At 39.5% G+C, this 18,104-nt stretch carries 22 protein-coding genes; 4 read left to right on the forward strand and 18 right to left on the reverse strand.

The features are described 5' to 3' along the window. On the reverse strand, positions 1–3,321 hold a 3,321-nt coding region (locus ADM50_RS07095; RefSeq protein ID WP_049485055.1), incomplete at its 3' end, for a Spy0128 family protein. A gap of 567 nt (positions 3,322–3,888) precedes the next feature. Here ADM50_RS07095 and ADM50_RS07100 point away from each other — a divergent pair. Further along, a complete protein-coding gene (locus ADM50_RS07100; protein WP_049485056.1) occupies positions 3,889–4,446 on the forward strand; it encodes a TetR/AcrR family transcriptional regulator in 558 nt (185 codons plus the stop codon). A gap of 32 nt (positions 4,447–4,478) precedes the next feature. On the opposite strand, the gene ADM50_RS07105 is transcribed toward ADM50_RS07100, so the two are convergent. Further along, on the reverse strand, positions 4,479–4,697 hold the full coding sequence (locus ADM50_RS07105) for a YdbC family protein (RefSeq protein ID WP_000807419.1): 219 nt from the start codon (positions 4,695–4,697) through the stop codon (positions 4,479–4,481). Positions 4,698–4,800: 103 nt separating this feature from the next. Here ADM50_RS07105 and ADM50_RS07110 point away from each other — a divergent pair, with 103 nt between their 5' ends. Beyond that, a complete protein-coding gene (locus ADM50_RS07110; RefSeq protein WP_049485057.1) occupies positions 4,801–5,121 on the forward strand; it encodes a eukaryotic translation initiation factor 4 gamma in 321 nt (106 codons plus the stop codon). 27 nt (positions 5,122–5,148) lie between these two features. Here ADM50_RS07110 and ADM50_RS07115 read toward each other — a convergent pair whose 3' ends face one another. From ADM50_RS07115 to rpsP, 10 genes are all read right to left on the reverse strand, one after another. Beyond that, positions 5,149–5,487: an ATP cone domain-containing protein gene (locus ADM50_RS07115; protein WP_001196045.1), complete on the reverse strand. Its 339-nt coding sequence runs from the start codon at positions 5,485–5,487 to the stop codon at positions 5,149–5,151. Positions 5,488–5,498: 11 nt separating this feature from the next. Next, a complete protein-coding gene (trmD, locus tag ADM50_RS07120) occupies positions 5,499–6,218 on the reverse strand; it encodes a tRNA (guanosine(37)-N1)-methyltransferase TrmD (RefSeq protein WP_049485058.1) in 720 nt (239 codons plus the stop codon). Then, positions 6,208–6,726, reverse strand: coding sequence for a ribosome maturation factor RimM (gene rimM / locus ADM50_RS07125; protein ID WP_049485060.1), 519 nt, complete (start codon positions 6,724–6,726; stop codon positions 6,208–6,210). Before rimM ends, trmD begins: the two co-directional genes overlap by 11 nt. A 30-nt stretch (positions 6,727–6,756) precedes the next feature. Continuing rightward, the gene (locus tag ADM50_RS07130; RefSeq protein WP_049485061.1) at positions 6,757–7,545 is read right to left on the reverse strand and encodes an alpha/beta fold hydrolase; all 789 of its coding nucleotides are present in this window, start codon (positions 7,543–7,545) and stop codon (positions 6,757–6,759) included. A 97-nt stretch (positions 7,546–7,642) separates the two neighbouring features. Beyond that, complete coding sequence (locus ADM50_RS07135; RefSeq protein WP_049485062.1) at positions 7,643–8,500, reverse strand: alpha/beta fold hydrolase; 858 nt, start codon at positions 8,498–8,500, stop codon at positions 7,643–7,645. Positions 8,501–8,649: 149 nt separating this feature from the next. Then, positions 8,650–9,552: a DMT family transporter gene (locus tag ADM50_RS07140; protein ID WP_049485063.1), complete on the reverse strand. Its 903-nt coding sequence runs from the start codon at positions 9,550–9,552 to the stop codon at positions 8,650–8,652. Positions 9,553–9,669: 117 nt separating this feature from the next. After that, positions 9,670–10,233 (reverse strand): putative immunity protein, encoded by a 564-nt coding sequence (locus ADM50_RS07145; protein WP_049485065.1) that lies wholly within the window; start codon positions 10,231–10,233, stop codon positions 9,670–9,672. Between the two features lie 74 nt (positions 10,234–10,307). After that, positions 10,308–10,643 (reverse strand): MazG nucleotide pyrophosphohydrolase domain-containing protein, encoded by a 336-nt coding sequence (locus ADM50_RS07150; RefSeq protein ID WP_049485066.1) that lies wholly within the window; start codon positions 10,641–10,643, stop codon positions 10,308–10,310. A 45-nt stretch (positions 10,644–10,688) separates the two neighbouring features. After that, positions 10,689–10,928 (reverse strand): RNA-binding protein KphA, encoded by a 240-nt coding sequence (gene kphA, locus ADM50_RS07155; protein WP_000379617.1) that lies wholly within the window; start codon positions 10,926–10,928, stop codon positions 10,689–10,691. Positions 10,929–10,947: 19 nt separating this feature from the next. Further along, complete coding sequence (gene rpsP, locus ADM50_RS07160) at positions 10,948–11,220, reverse strand: 30S ribosomal protein S16 (protein WP_000268760.1); 273 nt, start codon at positions 11,218–11,220, stop codon at positions 10,948–10,950. Between the two features lie 216 nt (positions 11,221–11,436). Between rpsP and ADM50_RS07165 the strand changes: the two genes are divergently transcribed. Together ADM50_RS07165 and ADM50_RS07170 are read left to right on the forward strand one after the other, a co-directional pair. Next, a complete protein-coding gene (locus tag ADM50_RS07165; RefSeq protein ID WP_049485067.1) occupies positions 11,437–12,243 on the forward strand; it encodes a peptidylprolyl isomerase in 807 nt (268 codons plus the stop codon). 27 nt (positions 12,244–12,270) lie between these two features. Beyond that, on the forward strand, positions 12,271–12,510 hold the full coding sequence (locus ADM50_RS07170) for a zinc-ribbon domain-containing protein (RefSeq protein ID WP_000600215.1): 240 nt from the start codon (positions 12,271–12,273) through the stop codon (positions 12,508–12,510). A gap of 42 nt (positions 12,511–12,552) precedes the next feature. On the opposite strand, the gene ADM50_RS07175 is transcribed toward ADM50_RS07170, so the two are convergent. The 6 genes from ADM50_RS07175 to holA all read right to left on the reverse strand — a co-directional run bounded on the left by ADM50_RS07175 (position 12,553) and on the right by holA (position 18,081). Next, complete coding sequence (locus tag ADM50_RS07175) at positions 12,553–14,094, reverse strand: ABC-F family ATP-binding cassette domain-containing protein (RefSeq protein WP_049485069.1); 1,542 nt, start codon at positions 14,092–14,094, stop codon at positions 12,553–12,555. Position 14,095: 1 nt separating this feature from the next. After that, positions 14,096–14,575: a VanZ family protein gene (locus ADM50_RS07180; RefSeq protein WP_049485070.1), complete on the reverse strand. Its 480-nt coding sequence runs from the start codon at positions 14,573–14,575 to the stop codon at positions 14,096–14,098. A 1-nt stretch (position 14,576) separates the two neighbouring features. Further along, positions 14,577–15,662 carry a dual-specificity RNA methyltransferase RlmN gene (gene rlmN / locus ADM50_RS07185; protein WP_000804768.1) on the reverse strand — a complete coding sequence of 362 codons (1,086 nt, stop codon included), beginning with the start codon at positions 15,660–15,662 and terminating at the stop codon, positions 14,577–14,579. Positions 15,663–15,682: 20 nt separating this feature from the next. Continuing rightward, positions 15,683–16,213, reverse strand: a complete 531-nt coding sequence (locus ADM50_RS07190; protein WP_049485073.1) for a YutD family protein — start codon at positions 16,211–16,213, stop codon at positions 15,683–15,685. Between the two features lie 155 nt (positions 16,214–16,368). Further along, positions 16,369–16,974, reverse strand: coding sequence for a superoxide dismutase SodA (sodA, locus tag ADM50_RS07195; RefSeq protein ID WP_000974733.1), 606 nt, complete (start codon positions 16,972–16,974; stop codon positions 16,369–16,371). Positions 16,975–17,043: 69 nt separating this feature from the next. Further along, positions 17,044–18,081, reverse strand: coding sequence for a DNA polymerase III subunit delta (holA, locus tag ADM50_RS07200; protein ID WP_049485074.1), 1,038 nt, complete (start codon positions 18,079–18,081; stop codon positions 17,044–17,046). Between the last annotated feature and the right edge of the window lie 23 nt (positions 18,082–18,104).

Consider the following 18,104-nt stretch of genomic DNA (forward strand, 5'->3'; position numbering starts at 1 on the left):
TACGGCTTCTTCTGTTACAGTGTATTTGATTTCTTTACCAGCTTTATATTTTGCTAATTTCGTGAATTCGACAGTCCAAGTTCCGTCTGCGGCTGCTTGAACTTCTTTCGAATCAACTTTCTGACCGTCTGCTAAAAGATTGATTGTAATCTTAGTTGGACGTTTGCCGTCTTGGTTATTCGCGTCATCCCAGTTCTTAGTTGCTTTTACATCAACTGTTTCTGGTGAATAACTATTTGTGATGGTGAATCCTGATGCAGCGTCACCAGTAACTTCTGAAGTGTAACCAGCAACAGTTACTTCTACTACTGTGTACTTAATAGGTGTGCCGCCTTTATCAGCATCAAGGTTTGTGAAGCTTCCAGCCCAGTTGTTTGCGGCGTTAAGCTCAAGTGTCTTACCAGTATCTTGACCATCCGCAAGCAATTTAACTGTGACAGAAGATGGACGTTTACCATCTTGGTTGTTCTCGTCCTTCCATACTTTCTTCACAGGAACTTCAGTTTTCGCTGGAGTGTAAGTGTTTGTAAATACAAGATCGTTCGCTTCTTTTGAAGCTGTTGCTTTCAATTCAGTTGCACTTACTTTCTCAACCGTTACTTCAACTTCTTGAACTGTCTTATCGTAAGTGATTCCTGTTTCAGTTCCAGCAACTTCAGAGATAGTGTACTTGTGAGTTCCCACTTGGCTCTCATCATATGAGATTGGTGAGAAGGTCACTGTTCCATCAGCGGCGTTTGTCACTGTTTCAACAACAGTTCCGTCTGCTTTCTTCAGTTCAAAGCTGTATTTACCTGCTTCAAGGTCTTTACCTTCAAGAACTTTCTTAGCTCCAAGAGTTACACTTGTAGCCCCGGCTGGAGTGTAAGTGTTCTCGAATGCTTTTTCATCGTCGTAAGTAACAGTTGCTTCAAGGGCACCTTTACCATTGTCCGCTACAGTAACTGTAGCTGTGATTGTTTTCGAGTCGTACGTGATGCCTGTAGCAGTTCCAGCTTTTTCAGCAATCTTGTAAGTGAAAGTTCCAGCTTTATCGAATTCCAAGGCTGAGAACTTAACGTTTCCATCTTTGTCATTCTTGACTGTTTCTTTCACGTTACCATCTTGGTCTGTCAAAGTAAATTCAAACTCATCAGCTTTCAACTCACGACCAGTAAGTGTTTTCTTAACGGCAAGAGTAGCTGGAGTTTTTGAAGCTCCGTAGCTGTTGTTGAATTCTTTGTCCGCTGGATATGTTACGTTGGCAGTAAGATTTCCTTCACCATCGTCTGTAACTTCTACTGTGACTTTAACTTCGAGACTATCGTATGTTACACCGTCAATAGTTTGTCCAGCGTTTGTTTCAACGATAGTGTACTTGTAAGTGCCAGCTTTAGTGTATTCGATTGGTGCAAATGCGACCTTACCATCAGCAGTGTTCTTCACTTTTTGAAGTTCTGAACCATCTGCGTCATTCTTCAAAACGAATTCAAACTCATCAGCTTTCAAGGTACGACCTGAAAGAGCTTTTGTTACTTCAATAGGAGCTGACGTTTTCTCAGCAGCGTATGTGTTTTCAAAAGTCTTATCATCGTTTTCGTATGCGACAGCTGCAGATAATTTGCCTTCAGCATCTGCTGATACAGTAACTGTTACGCCAACAGGGTTGGCATCGTAAGTAACACCTTTTTCAGTTGTGTTCGCTTTTTTCTCAACAATGTGGTAGTTGTATGTACCAGCTTTGTCAAATGTCAATTCAGCAAAGTTGATATTTCCTTCCGCATCATTTGTTACTGTTTCAACAACTTTATTTGTCTTGTCATCGAACAAGTCAAATTCAAACTCACCAGCTTTCATAGCTCGACCAGTCAATTTTTTAATTGCCTGGATTTGAGCTTTTGTGCTGTTGCGTTTGTTTGAGATTGTTTTGATAACACCTTCTTGGCCAACAGTTACTTTGATTGGCGTAGAATCCAATTGGTAACCTTTAGGAGCTTCAATCTCAGTAATGGTGAATTCACCCTTCTTAACGTCCTCATCAGTGTAGATTGCAGACTGGGCAACACCACTAGCGTCTGTTGTTACTGTTTCTTCTTGTGCTGTAGTTGCACCCTCTGGAGGAGTGATTTTAAATTTAGCTCCTGCAAGACGGTCAAGTGATTTTTCATCTACTTTGTACAACGTGATACGGTAACCAGTTTTCAGCTGGATAGTACCACCTGATGTAACTGTTGAGTTACCGATAACTTTTGTAACAGTTTCAGTACGATCGTCGCTCACTGGAAGAACTTGGTCATCAGCTGTAATTTCAGCATTATTTTGAACTTTTGTTCCATCAGCTGGCGCTGTTGTGTTATATAAGATACGGAATGCTGCTGCTTTACCGTTTGTAGCACGAATTGCTTTAGCATTGTTAAAGGTAATAGTGAACTCAGTGTAAGAATCATTCCACTTGATTTCGTAGTCTTTTCCTGCTTCAAGAGTTACATCATCAACTAAAGCATAAACTTTGTTGTAGTAACCAGCAGTAACCACGATTGACTCAGGGATGATTTGCATTGGTGAGTAGTCTTTGTCAACCCAGTCACGAACTACAATCTTGTTGTACTCAGCTTGTTTAGGGTTTACACGAAGATTCCACTTGTGAATGTAATCTCCTGATTTTCCAAGGAGGGCTGATTCCCATTTTTCTTTATTGATAGTACCATTAACTTTACTAATGTTTGTTTTACCAATACCCTGAGAATAGTCAATTTCTCCACCTTTTTTGAACTTCATCTTGAAGTTGACATCATCTTTTGTTTCAGTCTTATCAAGTTGAATTGATTCTTCTTCTGTTTCTTTCTTAGAGCTGAAAGCTACATAGAAAGTACCTGAAACGCCTCGAACTTCTGTACCACCTTTTTTCTTAAGGTATTCAGCAAGGTTTTTCAAAGTGATAGTAACTTTACCACCTTGATTGTCTCCATTAGAAACAACAGTTGCATCACCTACAGCAGTATCTGTTTCTTTATCTTTGAGTTCAAAGTTTTCAGCACGAACTGACAAAGGAGCTGGGACAGTGAATGTAAATGTATCACCATCATTCAACTTACCATCGTAAGCACTCAAATCAAAATCAGCAGCAAACTTGTAGTTTTCGTAAGCTTGATTTTGAGGTGCAAGATTGTATACCCCTTTTGCATCAGGAGTTACAAACTTACCATTATCAGTCTCCCAGATACCAACTTTGGTAATGACATTTTTAAGTTCTTGCGCTTGAACAGTATTTGTCAAAGCAGCAGAACCAAATAGAACTAAGAGTGGCGTTAAAATATAGAGCCACAATTTTTTAAATCTCATGACTTTCCTTTCTAAATGATTGAAATTGATTGAACAACGTGTCATCTCGCTCCAATAGGCAACACCCCTTTCAATCGCATAATTTGCTACATAATAAACTATCTGTAACATGTGCTTGAGGAAATATCTACACGTTTTGTACTATTCAAAAAAATAATTCAATTCAATCTCTAGCAGGAGCATCACTACTCTTAGGTCAGAGAGGAAATATAGCAAAATATTTACCAGAACTATTATACTACATATCATCAAGTATTTTTATAAAAATCCTTTAATTTATCAAGTTATTTGTTTACACGGTGTCAATTATTTAGATATATTATTTTTATACCTCAAATAATACGGCATTATTATGAGAATTTTCTAAAAATACTGATGTAATAGGAATTTTCAGAAAACGCATTTTCACTGATAGAGCTATATTTTATAAATTATTTGTGATACAATAGAGCTACCTAAAAGATTCAGAAAAATTAATGTTCATTGATTATTTATATTAACTTGATTATTTTGATTTTTCTTCATTCAAAAACAACTGTAAATAATTATAAATAGAAAGGTGAAATCATGCCAAAGAATACTCGTGACTTAATTATTAATTCACTCATCACACTTGCTAAGAAGAACCCTCTGCGCTCTTCTTTTACCATGACTGAAATTGCTGCTGAAGCTGGTATTTCACGACAAGCGATTTATCAAAAGCATTTTAACAACTTTGAAGATATTATCGAATACATTCACGAAGAGACCAATCAGGACATTTTTAACGTCTTTAATAAGTACTGCCCTAGCAATGATGGAGATCCTATCAGCTTTTTAGCAGACCATATACTTCCTCTCATATACGAAAAAAGGGAAGTTATTAACACCTTGTATACTACACAAGCCGACCCATGTTGGAAGGAATTTCTGCGTGGAATATACTCAGAGTGGGTACTAAAGAATGTCAATTACCAACTGAAATATAATTTTAATAAAGAGGACATCGCTTATATCATTACGACCATGGCAATCTCTTTCATTGAAGTCTGGATTCGTAAAGATAATCCAATTCCACCTGAAGAGTATAGAGAGACTTTCATTCAATTATCTAAGACTTCTCTCTGTGACTATATTGTGTCCTAAAAAAGAATCTTGAGTTGCACTCAAGATTCTTTTTATTGTCCCCCTTTAAAGGCATCGACCATTACCTGAAATTCTTCATTGGAAAGCGTGATTCCTTTGCCCATTTTAGTATGGTCAGGACTCCAAGAACGAATATCAAACTTTGCTGGTGCTCCATTAAAGCTAACGCGATTTAGTTCTTTTGTCCATCCTTTGTCATTTTCAGACAAGGTGAGCAAGTGTTCTTCGATCTCAAATGTAAATTCTGCCATTTTAACTCCTTTATGTGATATGCTTTCTATAGTCTATTCGTAAAAATCTTGTGGTTTTTAAGAAAATTTTATATAATGTGGATATATAAGAAGGGAGGATTCTATGAGACAGACATTCAAACTAGTTCTAGATAAACTACATGGTTTTCTCAATGGGAATGATGATCATCCTCAAATCGAGGACAACTCCCTCACTGCTATGATTGAACAAGCCATCCAGAAAAAGTCGACTATTCATGTCATACTTGCTGAGACAAGTTTTACGGGTGATATTGTTAAACACGATGCTAATCGCCAACAAATTATCGTCAAAAATTTTTCAAAAAACGTAACTCGAATCATTCGTATCAGTGACATTAAGCGACTTCGTTTCGTTCCCTCAACTGTACAAAAAGCTCAGAAAAGTCTATTTAAGAAAGAGTGAGATGTTCTTTGCATCCCACTCTTTTTCTTAACGGATTTGTTCAAAATGAAGATGAACGGCGATATGGTCGCCATAACCACTTCTCTCCAAATCGCGTTGCAAGCGATAAGAGATATAGTGTTCTGCAATGGTAATGTAACCAGCTCCAAGTAAGCGGTGCTCAACCATTGACTGGATCATGCTGATAGTCGCACGTTCTACTTTTGCTTCTTCCAAGTCCAAAACGACTTTTTTAGTAACTTGAGCTAAGTTTTGACGTAGGTCATCAGTCAAAACATAAACTGTTTGAGCTGCTTTTAGGACAGCTTGGTAAATTTTATCTGGATCAAATTCAGCAATTTCTCCATTGCGTTTGATTACTTGCATAAGGTTCTCCTTTATTCTTTGTTTTCTTTGATTTCAGCCAGCATCTTTTCTTCCTCGGCTGTTAGTTGATAGTTTTCTAGCAGGTCAGGTCTGCGCTCGTAGGTTTTCTTTAGACTTTCATAGAGCCGCCACTGGCGAATCTTTTCATGGTGCCCACTCATGAGCACATCTGGAACCACCATGCCACGATAGTCATAAGGGCGTGTATACTGAGGATATTCGAGAAGACCTGAAGAAAAGCTATCGTCCTGATGACTAGACTCCTTGCCAATCACTTCTGGTATCAAGCGAACCGTTGCATCAATCATGGTCATAGCAGCCAATTCACCACCAGTCAGGACATAATCTCCTAGGGAAATTTCATCGGTTACCAAGGTCTTGATGCGCTCGTCATACCCTTCGTAGTGACCGCAGATAAAGATCAGTTCCTCTTCTTGAACCAAATCCTCAGCGTAGGCTTGATCGAACTGTTTCCCAGCAGGATCGAGTAGAATGACGCGGGGATTTTTCTTTTCAATGGCGTCAAAGGCATCGAAAATAGGTTGGGCACGGAGCAACATTCCTTGCCCACCTCCGTAGGGCTCATCATCAACATGACGGGCCTTTTCAGCATATTCTCTGAAATTATGATACTGGATATCCAAGAGCCCTTTTTCTCGAGCCTTTCCAACAATCGAGTGCTCCAGCGGAGAAAACATCTCAGGAAAGAGGGTTAAAATATCAATCTTCATCGTCTAGTCCTTCTATGATTTCCACTTGGACCCGCTTGTTTGGAATATCAACATGGAGAACTACTGGCGGAATGTAAGGTAAAAGCAAATCACGCTTGCCTTTTCGCTTGACCACCCAGACATCATTGGCACCTGGTTGAAGAATTTCCTTGATGGTTCCAATCAAGTTGTCTCCCTCATAAACTTCCAAACCAATAATCTCGTGATAGTAGAATTCCCCATCGTCTAAATCATTTAGGTCTTCCTCAGAGACCTTGAGACTGTACCCTTTGAATTTTTCAATCGCATTGATATGGTACATATCTTTGAATTTGATAATATCAAAATTCTTATGCTTACGGTGGCTAGCAATGGTCACTGTTTGGACAAACTGATCTTTTTCATCAAATAAAGCTAGCTCTGCCCCTTTTTTAAAGCGTTCCTCAGCAAAATCCGTCACAGACAAGACTCTCATCTCACCCTGTAGCCCCTGTGTATTGACGATTTTCCCAACATTAAAGTAGTTCATCTTGTCTCCTGTACTCTCCTTCTTTCCATCTTATTCTGACAATTCTCGAATAATATTCGCAATTTTTTCTGATTCAGACCATTGTAAATAATGGTGATTCCCTCCTAAAATGAGTTTAGTATAAGAAGTCCAATATTCTGAGTCTCTGTACTCTTTCTCTCTATAAGGCTGACAAAAAATAAATACAGGGATATAAGATTCGATAGATACATTCTCAAAATCTTCCTCAGTAATCTCTCCAGATATTCGAAATTCTGTATCTTGATTTTCCAACTCTAAACCTTTTTCTTGCATTATTTCCCAGATTTCTTTATTAATTTCAGGGCTAAATGTTGCTTGAGTTAAGTTCTTAAAATAAAGTTCAGGACCACACTCGTCAATCAACCTCATCTGCTCTTCCATTTCTGGATAAGGATTTTCTGAAAAATCAGCAAACATTACTTTTTTTGTTGTCGGTTCAATTGCTACTAAAGCCTGACACTTAATTGATTTGTTCAGCAATTTGCAAGCTAAAATTCCACTCAAACTATGTACACAAAATATATATTCAGAAATCGCCAACTCTTCAAGTACTTGATAAACCGCATCTGCAAGGTTATCTAAATTTTTTCCAGCTTGGTCATGAATCGGACTTCTACCTGTGTTTGGAAAATCAATTGTCAAATAACCAATTGTGGGAGGAAGTTTTTCAAGTATAAGTGAAAAATTTTCATAACTTGGTATCAAACCTGCTCCATTGAGACAAACTAGCACTTTCTTTTTCTTTTGATAAGTAACAGAGAGACTACCAATTTCTGTCGTTACTTCAATCCTCTTCATAAAGAATTCCACTCATTCTATATAATGAATTATTAAAAATCCTTATCCTTTATTTTATCACGTTCCAAGGATTTTCACAAGTTGGATAGATCCTATCTTAGGGGCCTACTACTTCTTCAAAAAATTCACCTATAAGCTGATTAAACTCTTCAGGATGGTCATTCATAGGTTGGTGTTTGCTATCTGAAATCGTTACTTGACGCGCATTGGGATTTAGAGCAATGATGCCATCATAAATTTTCTTTAGGTGTTTGGGAAAATCGTTTTCACCTCTTACTAATAGCATGGGAGGATTTCCTTGATATCCTTCTATCTCATGAACTGCCAAGAAACCTGTGATTCCAAGGTTCAAGAAAACATCTCGCCCAGTTTCTATGATGGCCGTCTTGACCAATTCTCTTGTGATAGGGTTATCAGTACACATTTTTGAATTTTTATCAGCAATCACCTTCCAAGGAATCGTCTTGTACATAAGAGAACTATATTTGATTCGACCTCTTTCTTTATCTGATAGGTATCGATGCTGTCCCCAACAATCTACCATGACTAAGGCTAGGACCCTTTCTGGATGGCGATAGGTGTACTCTTGAAGTGGATTTCCGCCCCAAGAATGACCAACCAATATCACCTTATCCAACTGGAAATAGGACAAAATAGCATCTACATCTTGAACAGCGCCTTCCAGGTCGGGAAGTCCAACTTTCATAGGTGATTCACCCTGCCCTCTAACATTGACAAAGTAAAGATCAAAACCGTCAAAAGCATCATACTGGTGGGCCCACATCTGACTGCGTCCACAAGCTCCATGATAAAAAATAATATGCCCTTTGCGTGCGCTTCCAGGACGATGATAAACAACCAAATCACAATCTAATACTGGTATAATGTGACGTTCCAAAGTCTCGGGTTCTCTGTTATAAAAAGCAATAGCTTCAGCAATATCATTTGGCTTCATTACTACATTCGCTCCTCTTTATCCTGATATCATTCTTTGTATCTATTTTATCATGCTATATTAAAATCATGGTCTTCTAAACTTGATTTCATTAAAAATTTTGAATTTTCTGCATCATTTAGGTAAAGAAAAAGACTGCTAAGCAATCTTTACTTTTTTCTCATCAGATTCATGCCTAAGATTCCAGCAATAATCAAAGTTGCTCCTATCACATGGTAGCTATAAATTGGTTCGTGGAAGATAAGAGCTCCAGCTAGAATGGTCAAAACTGTTCCAAGATTGCCAAAGACACTGACGGTTGATGCGCCGAGGCGAACGATAGCATAGATAGAGAGACTACCAGTCACGATAGAAGCTAGAATTTCCAAATAGAGGATGGAAAGCAGATAAGATACCTGTCCAAGTAGCGCAAAGTAAGCTAATATGTTCCCCTCTAGATAGTGAGAGGTCATACTCAGTATATTAAAGGTGACGAAGCCAACAAATATCACAACAGCTGTCATATCCACGGCCCGATAGCGACCTCCTTTAGCCTTGCTGAGGATATTGTTTATCGCATTGGCAAGAACGGATCCCAACATCAAGAGAAAGCCCAAGCTAGCAGTTTCCGTGCTAAAGTTCGCTCCTTTGCTAAGGAAGATGAAAACTACTCCTGCTACGGATAAAATTAAAAAGAACTTTTGCAGCAAGCTTGTCTTTTCCTTGAGAAAGACCGATGCCAAAAAGAGAGTAAAAATCGGGACAAGTGCTTGTAAAATTCCTGCTTCAGAAGACGATATATACTGTAAGGCAAAAAATTGAAAAATAAAAAAGAGAAGTGGATAGAAAAGACTCATAGGAAGAATAGAAAGAATATCTTTTCTACTTAAACTCACTTTGATAACTTTGGTTTGATGAAGGACGACCAATACCAAAGCAGCGATTGTATAGCGATGTGCTAAGTTTGTGAGAGGACTGGCATAGCTTAAAGCAATCTTTGTAAATAAAAAAGAAAAACCAATGATGGCTGAAAAAGATAAGGCTGCTAGGTAAGCTTTTGTTTTCTCGTTCATAGAATGTTACTCCCTTTAAAAATAGCTATTCTCAAGATTGATTGGCTAGAATTCTTTGAGACTGCCTTTCCATTGTAGCATAGTAGAATCCTAGATGCTATTTCTAGGATTGGTATTTTATTCCTTCTTTAACCGTTTATCTATTACATTAGCTAAAAAGGATTCAGCCAGTCTGATCTGCTTTTCTCGTTCTTTTCTTACAAGTTCTAGCTTATCTGCCTCTTGGAGATTCCTTACTTTGATAGCATAATCCGCGGAAACGATGGCGTGTCCTCTCATATGGGCTGTTGAAATAGCTTGTACAAAGACTCTGGCAGCGTACTTAGCGATTTGATTTTGGGCATTTTTAGAGAGGAGATTTGCTGCGAAACCTGCTTTTCTCAACTCATGAGATGAGAACTCATTTCTCAATCGTGCATCAAAAGCCTCATAAGTTTGCCGAATTATTTTATTTTTCTCACCTTCATCACCGATATCAATTAAAGATAAGAAATCTTGCGAGTTCTCTAATGCCCATCGAGCTAGTTCTTCCTGAGGAAGTCTATCCAGTATTTGTTCTAGCTCCAATCTTTTCTCAGAGTCATCCCAAATGGCAACTTTGTAAGGACTGGGTAGGTGATTCATTTTAGTCTTATAGGCAGTTCGTTCAAACTCATTCCATGCATAATCCTCTGGTTTCATTGCTTTCTCTATTCTTTCTTACTAGCTAGCGTAAGCTAGGAGAAACCTTTCATATTAGTGAAAAGAGATTACTCCTAGTTCTCTTGGAAGTTATCCAAAAATCCTTCCAAATCTTGTTTGTGCTGATACTTAATGGCTGCTTTTTTATCTTTATCAAAGATAGTTTTGGTTAGGTCAATATCGTTGATAGCCGCAATTGCGACAGTGTAGTGAATAATATCTGCCAGTTCTTTGGCTAGTTCCTCATTTGAGTCCTGGACACCCTCTTTTCGACCAGAGCGCCCATTCAAGACCTCGGCTACTTCTCCAACTTCCTCCACTAGCTTGATAAAGAGGCCTTCCTCAGTTCGAGATTGCTGGTAATGTTCGAGCAAGTAAGCTTGTAATTGTCTAAAGGTTAAATCCTTCATCTTCTCCTCCTCACAAAAAAAAGCGAGACTTCTGTCCCGCTTTCTTTATTTTTCATCGATAACGATTCTTACTTTTTTGTCTTCAGTTGGGACAGAGTAGACAATCGTTCTTATCGCTGAGATAGTGCGACCCTTACGACCGATAACACGACCGACATCGCTTTGGTCAAGATCCAAGTGATACTCCAAAAACTCTGGTGTATCTTCAATCTTGATAGTTAAGGCATCAGGTTGTGAAATCAAAGGTTTCACAATCGCAATAATGAGATTTTCAATCGTATCCATCTGTCAACCTACTTTAAACTTATTTTGAGAATTTAGAATCGTGGAATTTTTTCAATACGCCTTCTTTTGAAAGGATGTTGCGAACTGTATCTGAAGGTTGAGCTCCATCAGCCAACCATGCAAGAACGCGGTCTTCTTTCAAAGTTACTTGATTTTCAGCAACAAGTGGGTTGTAAGTTCCAACTGTTTCGATGAAACGTCCGTCACGTGGTGAACGTGAGTCTGCTACGTTGATACGGTAGAAAGGTTTTTTCTTAGAACCCATACGAGTCAAACGGATTTTAACTGCCATTTTTTAATGTCTCTTTTCTTATTTTTTATTTCGGTGAAATAGCTGAGCTATTTAGCACATGTTCTATTATAGCAGATTTTCGACAGGTGTCAAGAAAAAAACTTGACAGAGTTTTGATTTTTTTAACTACTAGAAATTTTTAGTAAAATCATTAACATTTGAAATCAAACTTCTTTTAAGGTACAATGGTAGAAATGAATTTTTGAGAGGTTAACAATGAAAAAACTAGCAACCCTTCTTTTACTATCAACTGTAGCCCTTGCTGGATGTACTAGTATCCAACGTGGTCTCCGTGGTGACGAGTATGTTGACTCCAGCATCTCAGCTGAAGAAAGCTCAAAAGCGGCTGCTCAGGCTGCCAAAGATTTGAATGACGCTTTGACCAATGAAAATGCCAACTTCCCTCAACTTTCTAAGGAAGTTGCTGAAGACGAAGCTGAGGTCATTTTACACACAAATCAAGGCGATATCCGCATCAAACTCTTTCCAAAACTAGCACCTCTTGCAGTTGAAAACTTCCTTACTCACGCTAAGGAAGGCTACTATAACGGCATCACCTTCCACCGTGTCATTGATGGATTTATGGTCCAAACTGGAGATCCTAAGGGAGATGGTACAGGGGGCCAATCTATCTGGCATGATAAGGATAAAACAAAGGACAAGGGAACAGGTTTCAAAAATGAAATCTCTCCTTACCTATACAATATCCGAGGAGCCCTTGCTATGGCTAACACTGGTCAACCAAACACAAACGGTAGCCAGTTCTTCATCAACCAAAACTCGACAGATATTTCTGCTAAACTCCCTACCAGCAAGTATCCAAAGAAAATCATCGAAGCCTATAAAGAGGGCGGAAATCCTAGTCTAGACGGTAAACACCCTGTCTTTGGTCAAGTCATCGATGGCATGGATGTTGTCGACAAGATTGCCAAGGCTGAGAAAGATGAAAAAGATAAACCAACAACTGCTATCACCATCGATAGTATTGAAGTGGTGAAAGACTACGACTTCAGCAAAAAATAAGCCATCAACAGATAAGGAGACGATGACATGATTTTATTTTGGGGTTCTAAAGGTTATCAGAAAGATTTGGGACATACGCAAACAGCGATCGAATGTGGTCACTGTAACAATGTTGATACTTGGGAAATTGTCGAAACTGGACGCAAATTTACCCTCTACTGGATTCCACTTTTTCCTTATGGTAAAAGTTACTTCGTTTCTTGTCCGATTTGCCACTACGGTAAAGAAATTGAGAAATCTGAAGTTGAAAGCTTTTTAAATTACTAGTCAAAAAAGCCAAGTCATTTCGACTTGGCCTTTTTAGTGCTTTTAAGTTAGCTTGTTAAAGTCCCAGATTTGGTCCATCCAGCCTTCATAAAAGTCTGGTTCGTGGCAAACCATAAGAATACTTCCTTTGTATTCTTTAAGCGCCCGTTTGAGTTCTTCCTTGGCATCCACATCCAAGTGGTTGGTCGGCTCATCAAGTACTAAAACGTTGTTTTCACGGTTCATCAAGAGACAGAAACGCACCTTGGCTTGTTCCCCACCTGATAAGACCTGAATCTGGCTTTCGATATGCTTAGTTGTCAAACCACAACGAGCAAGGGCTGCACGAACTTCTGCCTGATTGAGTGCTGGAAAGGCGTTCCAGACCGCTTCTAGAGGTGTTTGACGATTGCCACCTTCTACTTCTTGCTCAAAATAACCAAGTTCTAGGTAATCACCGCGTTCAACTTCCCCAGCGATTGGCGGTATAATGCCCAAGAGAGACTTCAAGAGAGTTGTTTTCCCGATACCATTTGCCCCGATAATGGCAACCTTTTGATTGCGTTCAAAGGTGAGGTTTAAGGGTTTGGTAAGGGGACGGTCATAACCAATCTGCAAGTCCTTGGCTTGGAAGATAAAGCGACCAGGAGTACGAGCCGGTTTGAAATCAAAGGATGGCTTTGGTTTCTCGCTTTGGAGTTCAATAATATCCATCTTGTCGAGTTTCTTTTGACGGGACATGGCCATATTACGCGTTGCAACACGGGCTTTGTTTCGAGCCACGAAATCCTTGAGGTCGGCAATCTCTTTCTGTTGACGTTCGTAAGCCGCTTCTAGCTGAGATTTCTTCATGGCATAGACTTCTTGGAACTGGTAGTAGTCACCAGAGTAACGCGTCAACTGTTGATTTTCCACATGGTAAACGATATTGATTACGTCGTTGAGGAAAGGAATATCATGCGAAATAAGGACAAAGGCATTTTCATAGTTTTGGAGATAACGCTTGAGCCAGTCAATGTGTTCAGCATCCAAGTAGTTGGTTGGCTCGTCAAGCAGCAAAATATCTGGCTTTTCGAGGAGGAGTTTAGCCAAAAGCACCTTGGTTCTTTGTCCACCTGATAAGGCTGTTACATCTGTATCCATGCCATAGTCCATGACACCGAGAGCACGCGCTACTTCATCAATCTTAGCATCCAAGGTATAGAAATCACGACTCTCCAAACGGTCTTGGAGCTCTCCTACTTCTTCCATCAGCGCGTCAATATCCGCTCCGTCTTCAGCCATTTCCATATAGAGGTCATTGATACGTGCTTCTGCTTTGAAAAGCTCATCAAAGGCTGTACGCAAGACATCACGCACGGTTTGACCTTCCTTTAGCACAGCGTGCTGATCCAGATAGCCAGCAGTCACATATTTGGACCACTCCACCTTCCCTTCATCTGGCAACATCTTACCTGTCACGATGCTCATAAAGGTTGATTTTCCTTCACCATTGGCACCGACTAAGCCGATATGCTCTCCCTTGAGGAGACGGAAAGACACATCTTCAAAAATTGCACGGTCACCAAAACCATGACTCAAATTTTTAACTTCTAAAATACTCATTCTAATTCCTTATCTTATTTTTATGCAGTCCTCTATAGAGAAGCCAAGCTAGATAGCCACCCAGGGTATTGGTCCACAAATCATCAATCTCAAAGACCCTATTAAAATCAAAGAAAAAGTCTAAGACTAGTTGTGTGCACTCGATTCCTAAGCTCAGAAGAAAACTGAGAAATAGGATTTTTTTCGTTTTTCGTAAGTTTGGATAAAGGTAGAGCAGTTGAAAGACCAGAGGGAAGAGCAAGAAGACATTTAAGATGTTTTGCAAAAAGATCCAAATAACTTGTCCCAAACTGGTCACTTCACCTAGATTCCACAGGGAGTTTAAGGGAGTTAAAAGAAAAACCAGGCGTCCAAAAGTTTGAATACCTGGAGTTTCCACTCCTGTAGGAAGTTGAGGCTGGGGAGTGAAGCAAAAACAGACAATGCATAGACTATAAACAGCCACTCCCAATCTTAAGATTAATTCTCTTTTTCTAGTCATTTTATGGATTTACCGCTGCGACTGCCTTCTGGCGGTCACGTTTCATTGTATTGGAGCGCAATTGTCCACAAGCTGCATCAATATCAGTACCATGTTCTTGACGAACAACACAGTTGACCCCTTTTTTCTTGAGGGTATCGTAGAAGGCCATCACGCGCTCTTTAGGACTACGGCTATATTGGTCATGTTCACTAACTGGATTATAAGGAATCAAGTTGACATAAGACAATTTCTTGATGTTCTTGAGCAACTCCGCCAGCTCCAAGGCTTGTTCAACACCGTCGTTGACTTCATTGAGCATGATGTATTCAAAGGTCACACGTCGATTAGTTGTTTCGATATAGTACTCAATAGCTGCAAAAAGCTTTTCTATCGGAAAGGCACGGTTAATCTTCATGATGCTTGAGCGCAATTCATTATTGGGTGCGTGAAGGGAAACAGCGAGATTGACCTGTACGCCTTCATTAGCAAAGTCACGAATTTTATGAGCCAAACCTGACGTAGAAACAGTGATGTGACGAGCACCGATTGCCATCCCCTTGTCATCATTGATGGTACGGACAAAATTCAAAACATTGTTGTAGTTATCAAATGGTTCACCAATTCCCATGACAACGATATGGCTAACACGTTCATCCTGACCACGTTCATCAAAGTATTTCTGAACTAGCATGATCTGTGCTACGATTTCCCCGTTATTGAGGTCACGTTGCTTCTTGATCAAGCCTGATGCACAGAAGGTACAACCAATATTACAGCCAACCTGAGTGGTCACACAGACTGACAAGCCATAGTGTTGACGCATGAGTACTGTCTCAATCAACATGCCATCTGGCAACTCGAAAAGATACTTAACAGTACCGTCAGCTGACTCTTGTACAATTCGTTGTTTCAAAGGATTTACGACAAACTGCTCATTGAGCTTAGCAATCAAATCTTTAGAAAGGTTGGTCATTTCTTCAAATGACTGGACACGTTTACGGTAAAGCCATTCCCAGATTTGATCTGCTCGGAATTTCTTTTCTCCTTGTTCTAATACCCATTCTTGCATGGTTTGGCGTGTTAAACTATAAATAGACGGTTTCATCTCTTCTCCTTATTCTCTATCTATTTCTGACGAATGACAAAATGGCGCTGTCCCTTGTCCTCTTTCTGAGACTTTTGGTCCTTATGACGACGTCTATTTTTCTTATCCGCATTTGGTTTTCTCTTGTTTTGCGAAGGTTTCTTGCCTCTTCTAGGAAGGTTTTCCTCATCCTTTTTACGCATTTTCTTGTCAAATGATGCACGCTTAGGTGCTTGGTTTTCTAGGACAAAATAAGCACAACCATAACTACAGTACTCCAAAAGATAGTCCTGTAAGCGACTAATCTTTTCATTTTTTTCCTCTGTTCGGTCATCTTTATAAAAGCCACGTAGACGGAGCTGTTCATTGCTCCAGTCCCCCACGACATAATCAAACTTGGTCAACACTTCTGAGAAGCGTTGATTAAAGACTGTCACATCGAAAGCCTCCTTGATATTTTCAACCAAGGTAAAAGCAATCCCTTCAGTCTCAACCTTATCCCCATTTACCTGAAATTCTGGGCCAGGAAACTTGTTATAATTGTATAATTCAGGTGAAATTTCTTTACGCATAGTCTTCCTTTTCCACGATTACTTAACACTCTATTTTACCATATTTTCTACAAGTTGGCACGAATATCCTGAAAATGAAAAAAGTCTGACGATTCTGTCAGACTGCTGCTTTATAACCTTAAAAAGAGAAGAACAATTCTTCCCTCCATATTTTATTATTTAGCTGCTGCGTAAAGCTCGTCTACTTTGTTCCAGTTAATCACTGAGAAGAAAGCTTTGATGTAGTCAGGACGCACGTTGCGGTATTTCACGTAGTAAGCATGTTCCCAAACGTCCAAGCCCAAGATTGGTTTTTTACCTTCTGAGATTGGTGTGTCTTGGTTGGCTGTAGAAGTCACTTCAAGCTTCCCTTCTTTGTTGACAACCAACCATGCCCAGCCAGAACCAAAGCGAGTTGTAGCTGCTGCTGTAAAGGCTGCTTGGAACTCTTCAAATGAACCAAATGTTGCATCGATTGCTGCTGCAAGTTCTGCTGAAGGAGCAGTCTTTTCAGGAGTCATCAATTCCCAGAAAAGAGCGTGGTTCAAGTGTCCACCACCGTTGTTGATAAGCGCTTGGCGGATATCAGCTGGGATAGATTCTACATCAGCAAGCAAAGCTTCAAGGTCTTCACCGATTTCAGGGTGTTTTTCAAGAGCTGCATTTGCATTGTTGACGTAGGTTTGATGGTGTTTGTCATGGTGCAAGTGCATTGTTTCTGCATCGATGTATGGTTCCAAAGCGTCATATGCGTATGGAAGGTCTGGTAAGATAATAGCCATCTGTAATACCTCTTTTTCTTTCTATATGAAAATGATAACGCAATCATCCTCTTTTTTCAAGTTTTTTGCTCAATTTGCTTCTGTCGCGATCTGCAAAAGTGCCTTTTCAAACAAGTACCCTTTTTCATAGACCCCTGTCTTAATCTGGTAGTCTGTTTCGATCAAATAAGAAATCGCTCGCTTGAGAAAACCTAAGGAAATCCCTCTCGAATCTCTCAGTGCAAACTTGATTTGATAAGGATTAGGATTGCGCCCCAAGTAAGTTCCCAGACTGCTTGCAATCTGCGATTCCGTCTGACCAGTCTCTGATAAAATCTTCACTTGAGTAAAGGTTCGAAACTGTCCTAACATGACAGCTATGAGCTTGATTTCGTCCTCCCCTTGCAAGGTCAAATCTCTAACCAAGTCACGCGCCTGATCAATCTTCTTAGCTAAAATAAACTGAGTTAAGTCGAAAATATTGTCTTGCAAGGTCTTTGGAATAGCCTCGACAATATCCTTCTCCTCAATCACGCCATCTGACTTATAAGACTGTAAAAAGAGAAGATTTTTCTGGATTTCGCTAAATTGAAAACCAGATTTGATAAGTAGATTTTCAAAGGATTGCCCCACAAACTGCAGACCTTGTGTCTGACTCCATTTTTGGAAATACTGGCGCAATTCTTGTTCCTTGAGTTCAATAGCATCAAATACTGTCGCATCTCGTTTAAGCAGTTTGACCAACCGTCTTTTGCTATCCAGTTTTCCTTCAGCAAAAATCAACAACTTGGTTGTTGGCGAAGGGTTATCAAGGTATTCCTCAAATGACTTGAGCTCATCATCTGTTAAAAAACGTTTCTTGGCTGTTGTAATATCGACAAAATGGTCTAATATCACGATTTTTTCATCCGCAAAGAAAGGGAGACTGACCAACTCCAACTCTAAGTCTTTATAGGCTACTTCTTTCATATCAAAGTAAGCAAAATTGAGATCAGCTGGATCATAACCAATCTGCTTCAACACTTGAGTCTTCATAACTTCAAACTGACCCTGGTCTGTCCCTGTAAATAGGTTCAAGCTAGATAGATTTGATAAAGTCAACTTCTGACTGTCTTCAATGGCTAGCATCTTCTCTCCTTTCTTCTGATTTT

It is taken from the genome of Streptococcus oralis, from assembly GCF_001075675.1.
In the GTDB taxonomy this organism is placed as follows: Bacteria; Bacillota; Bacilli; order Lactobacillales; family Streptococcaceae; genus Streptococcus; species Streptococcus oralis_V.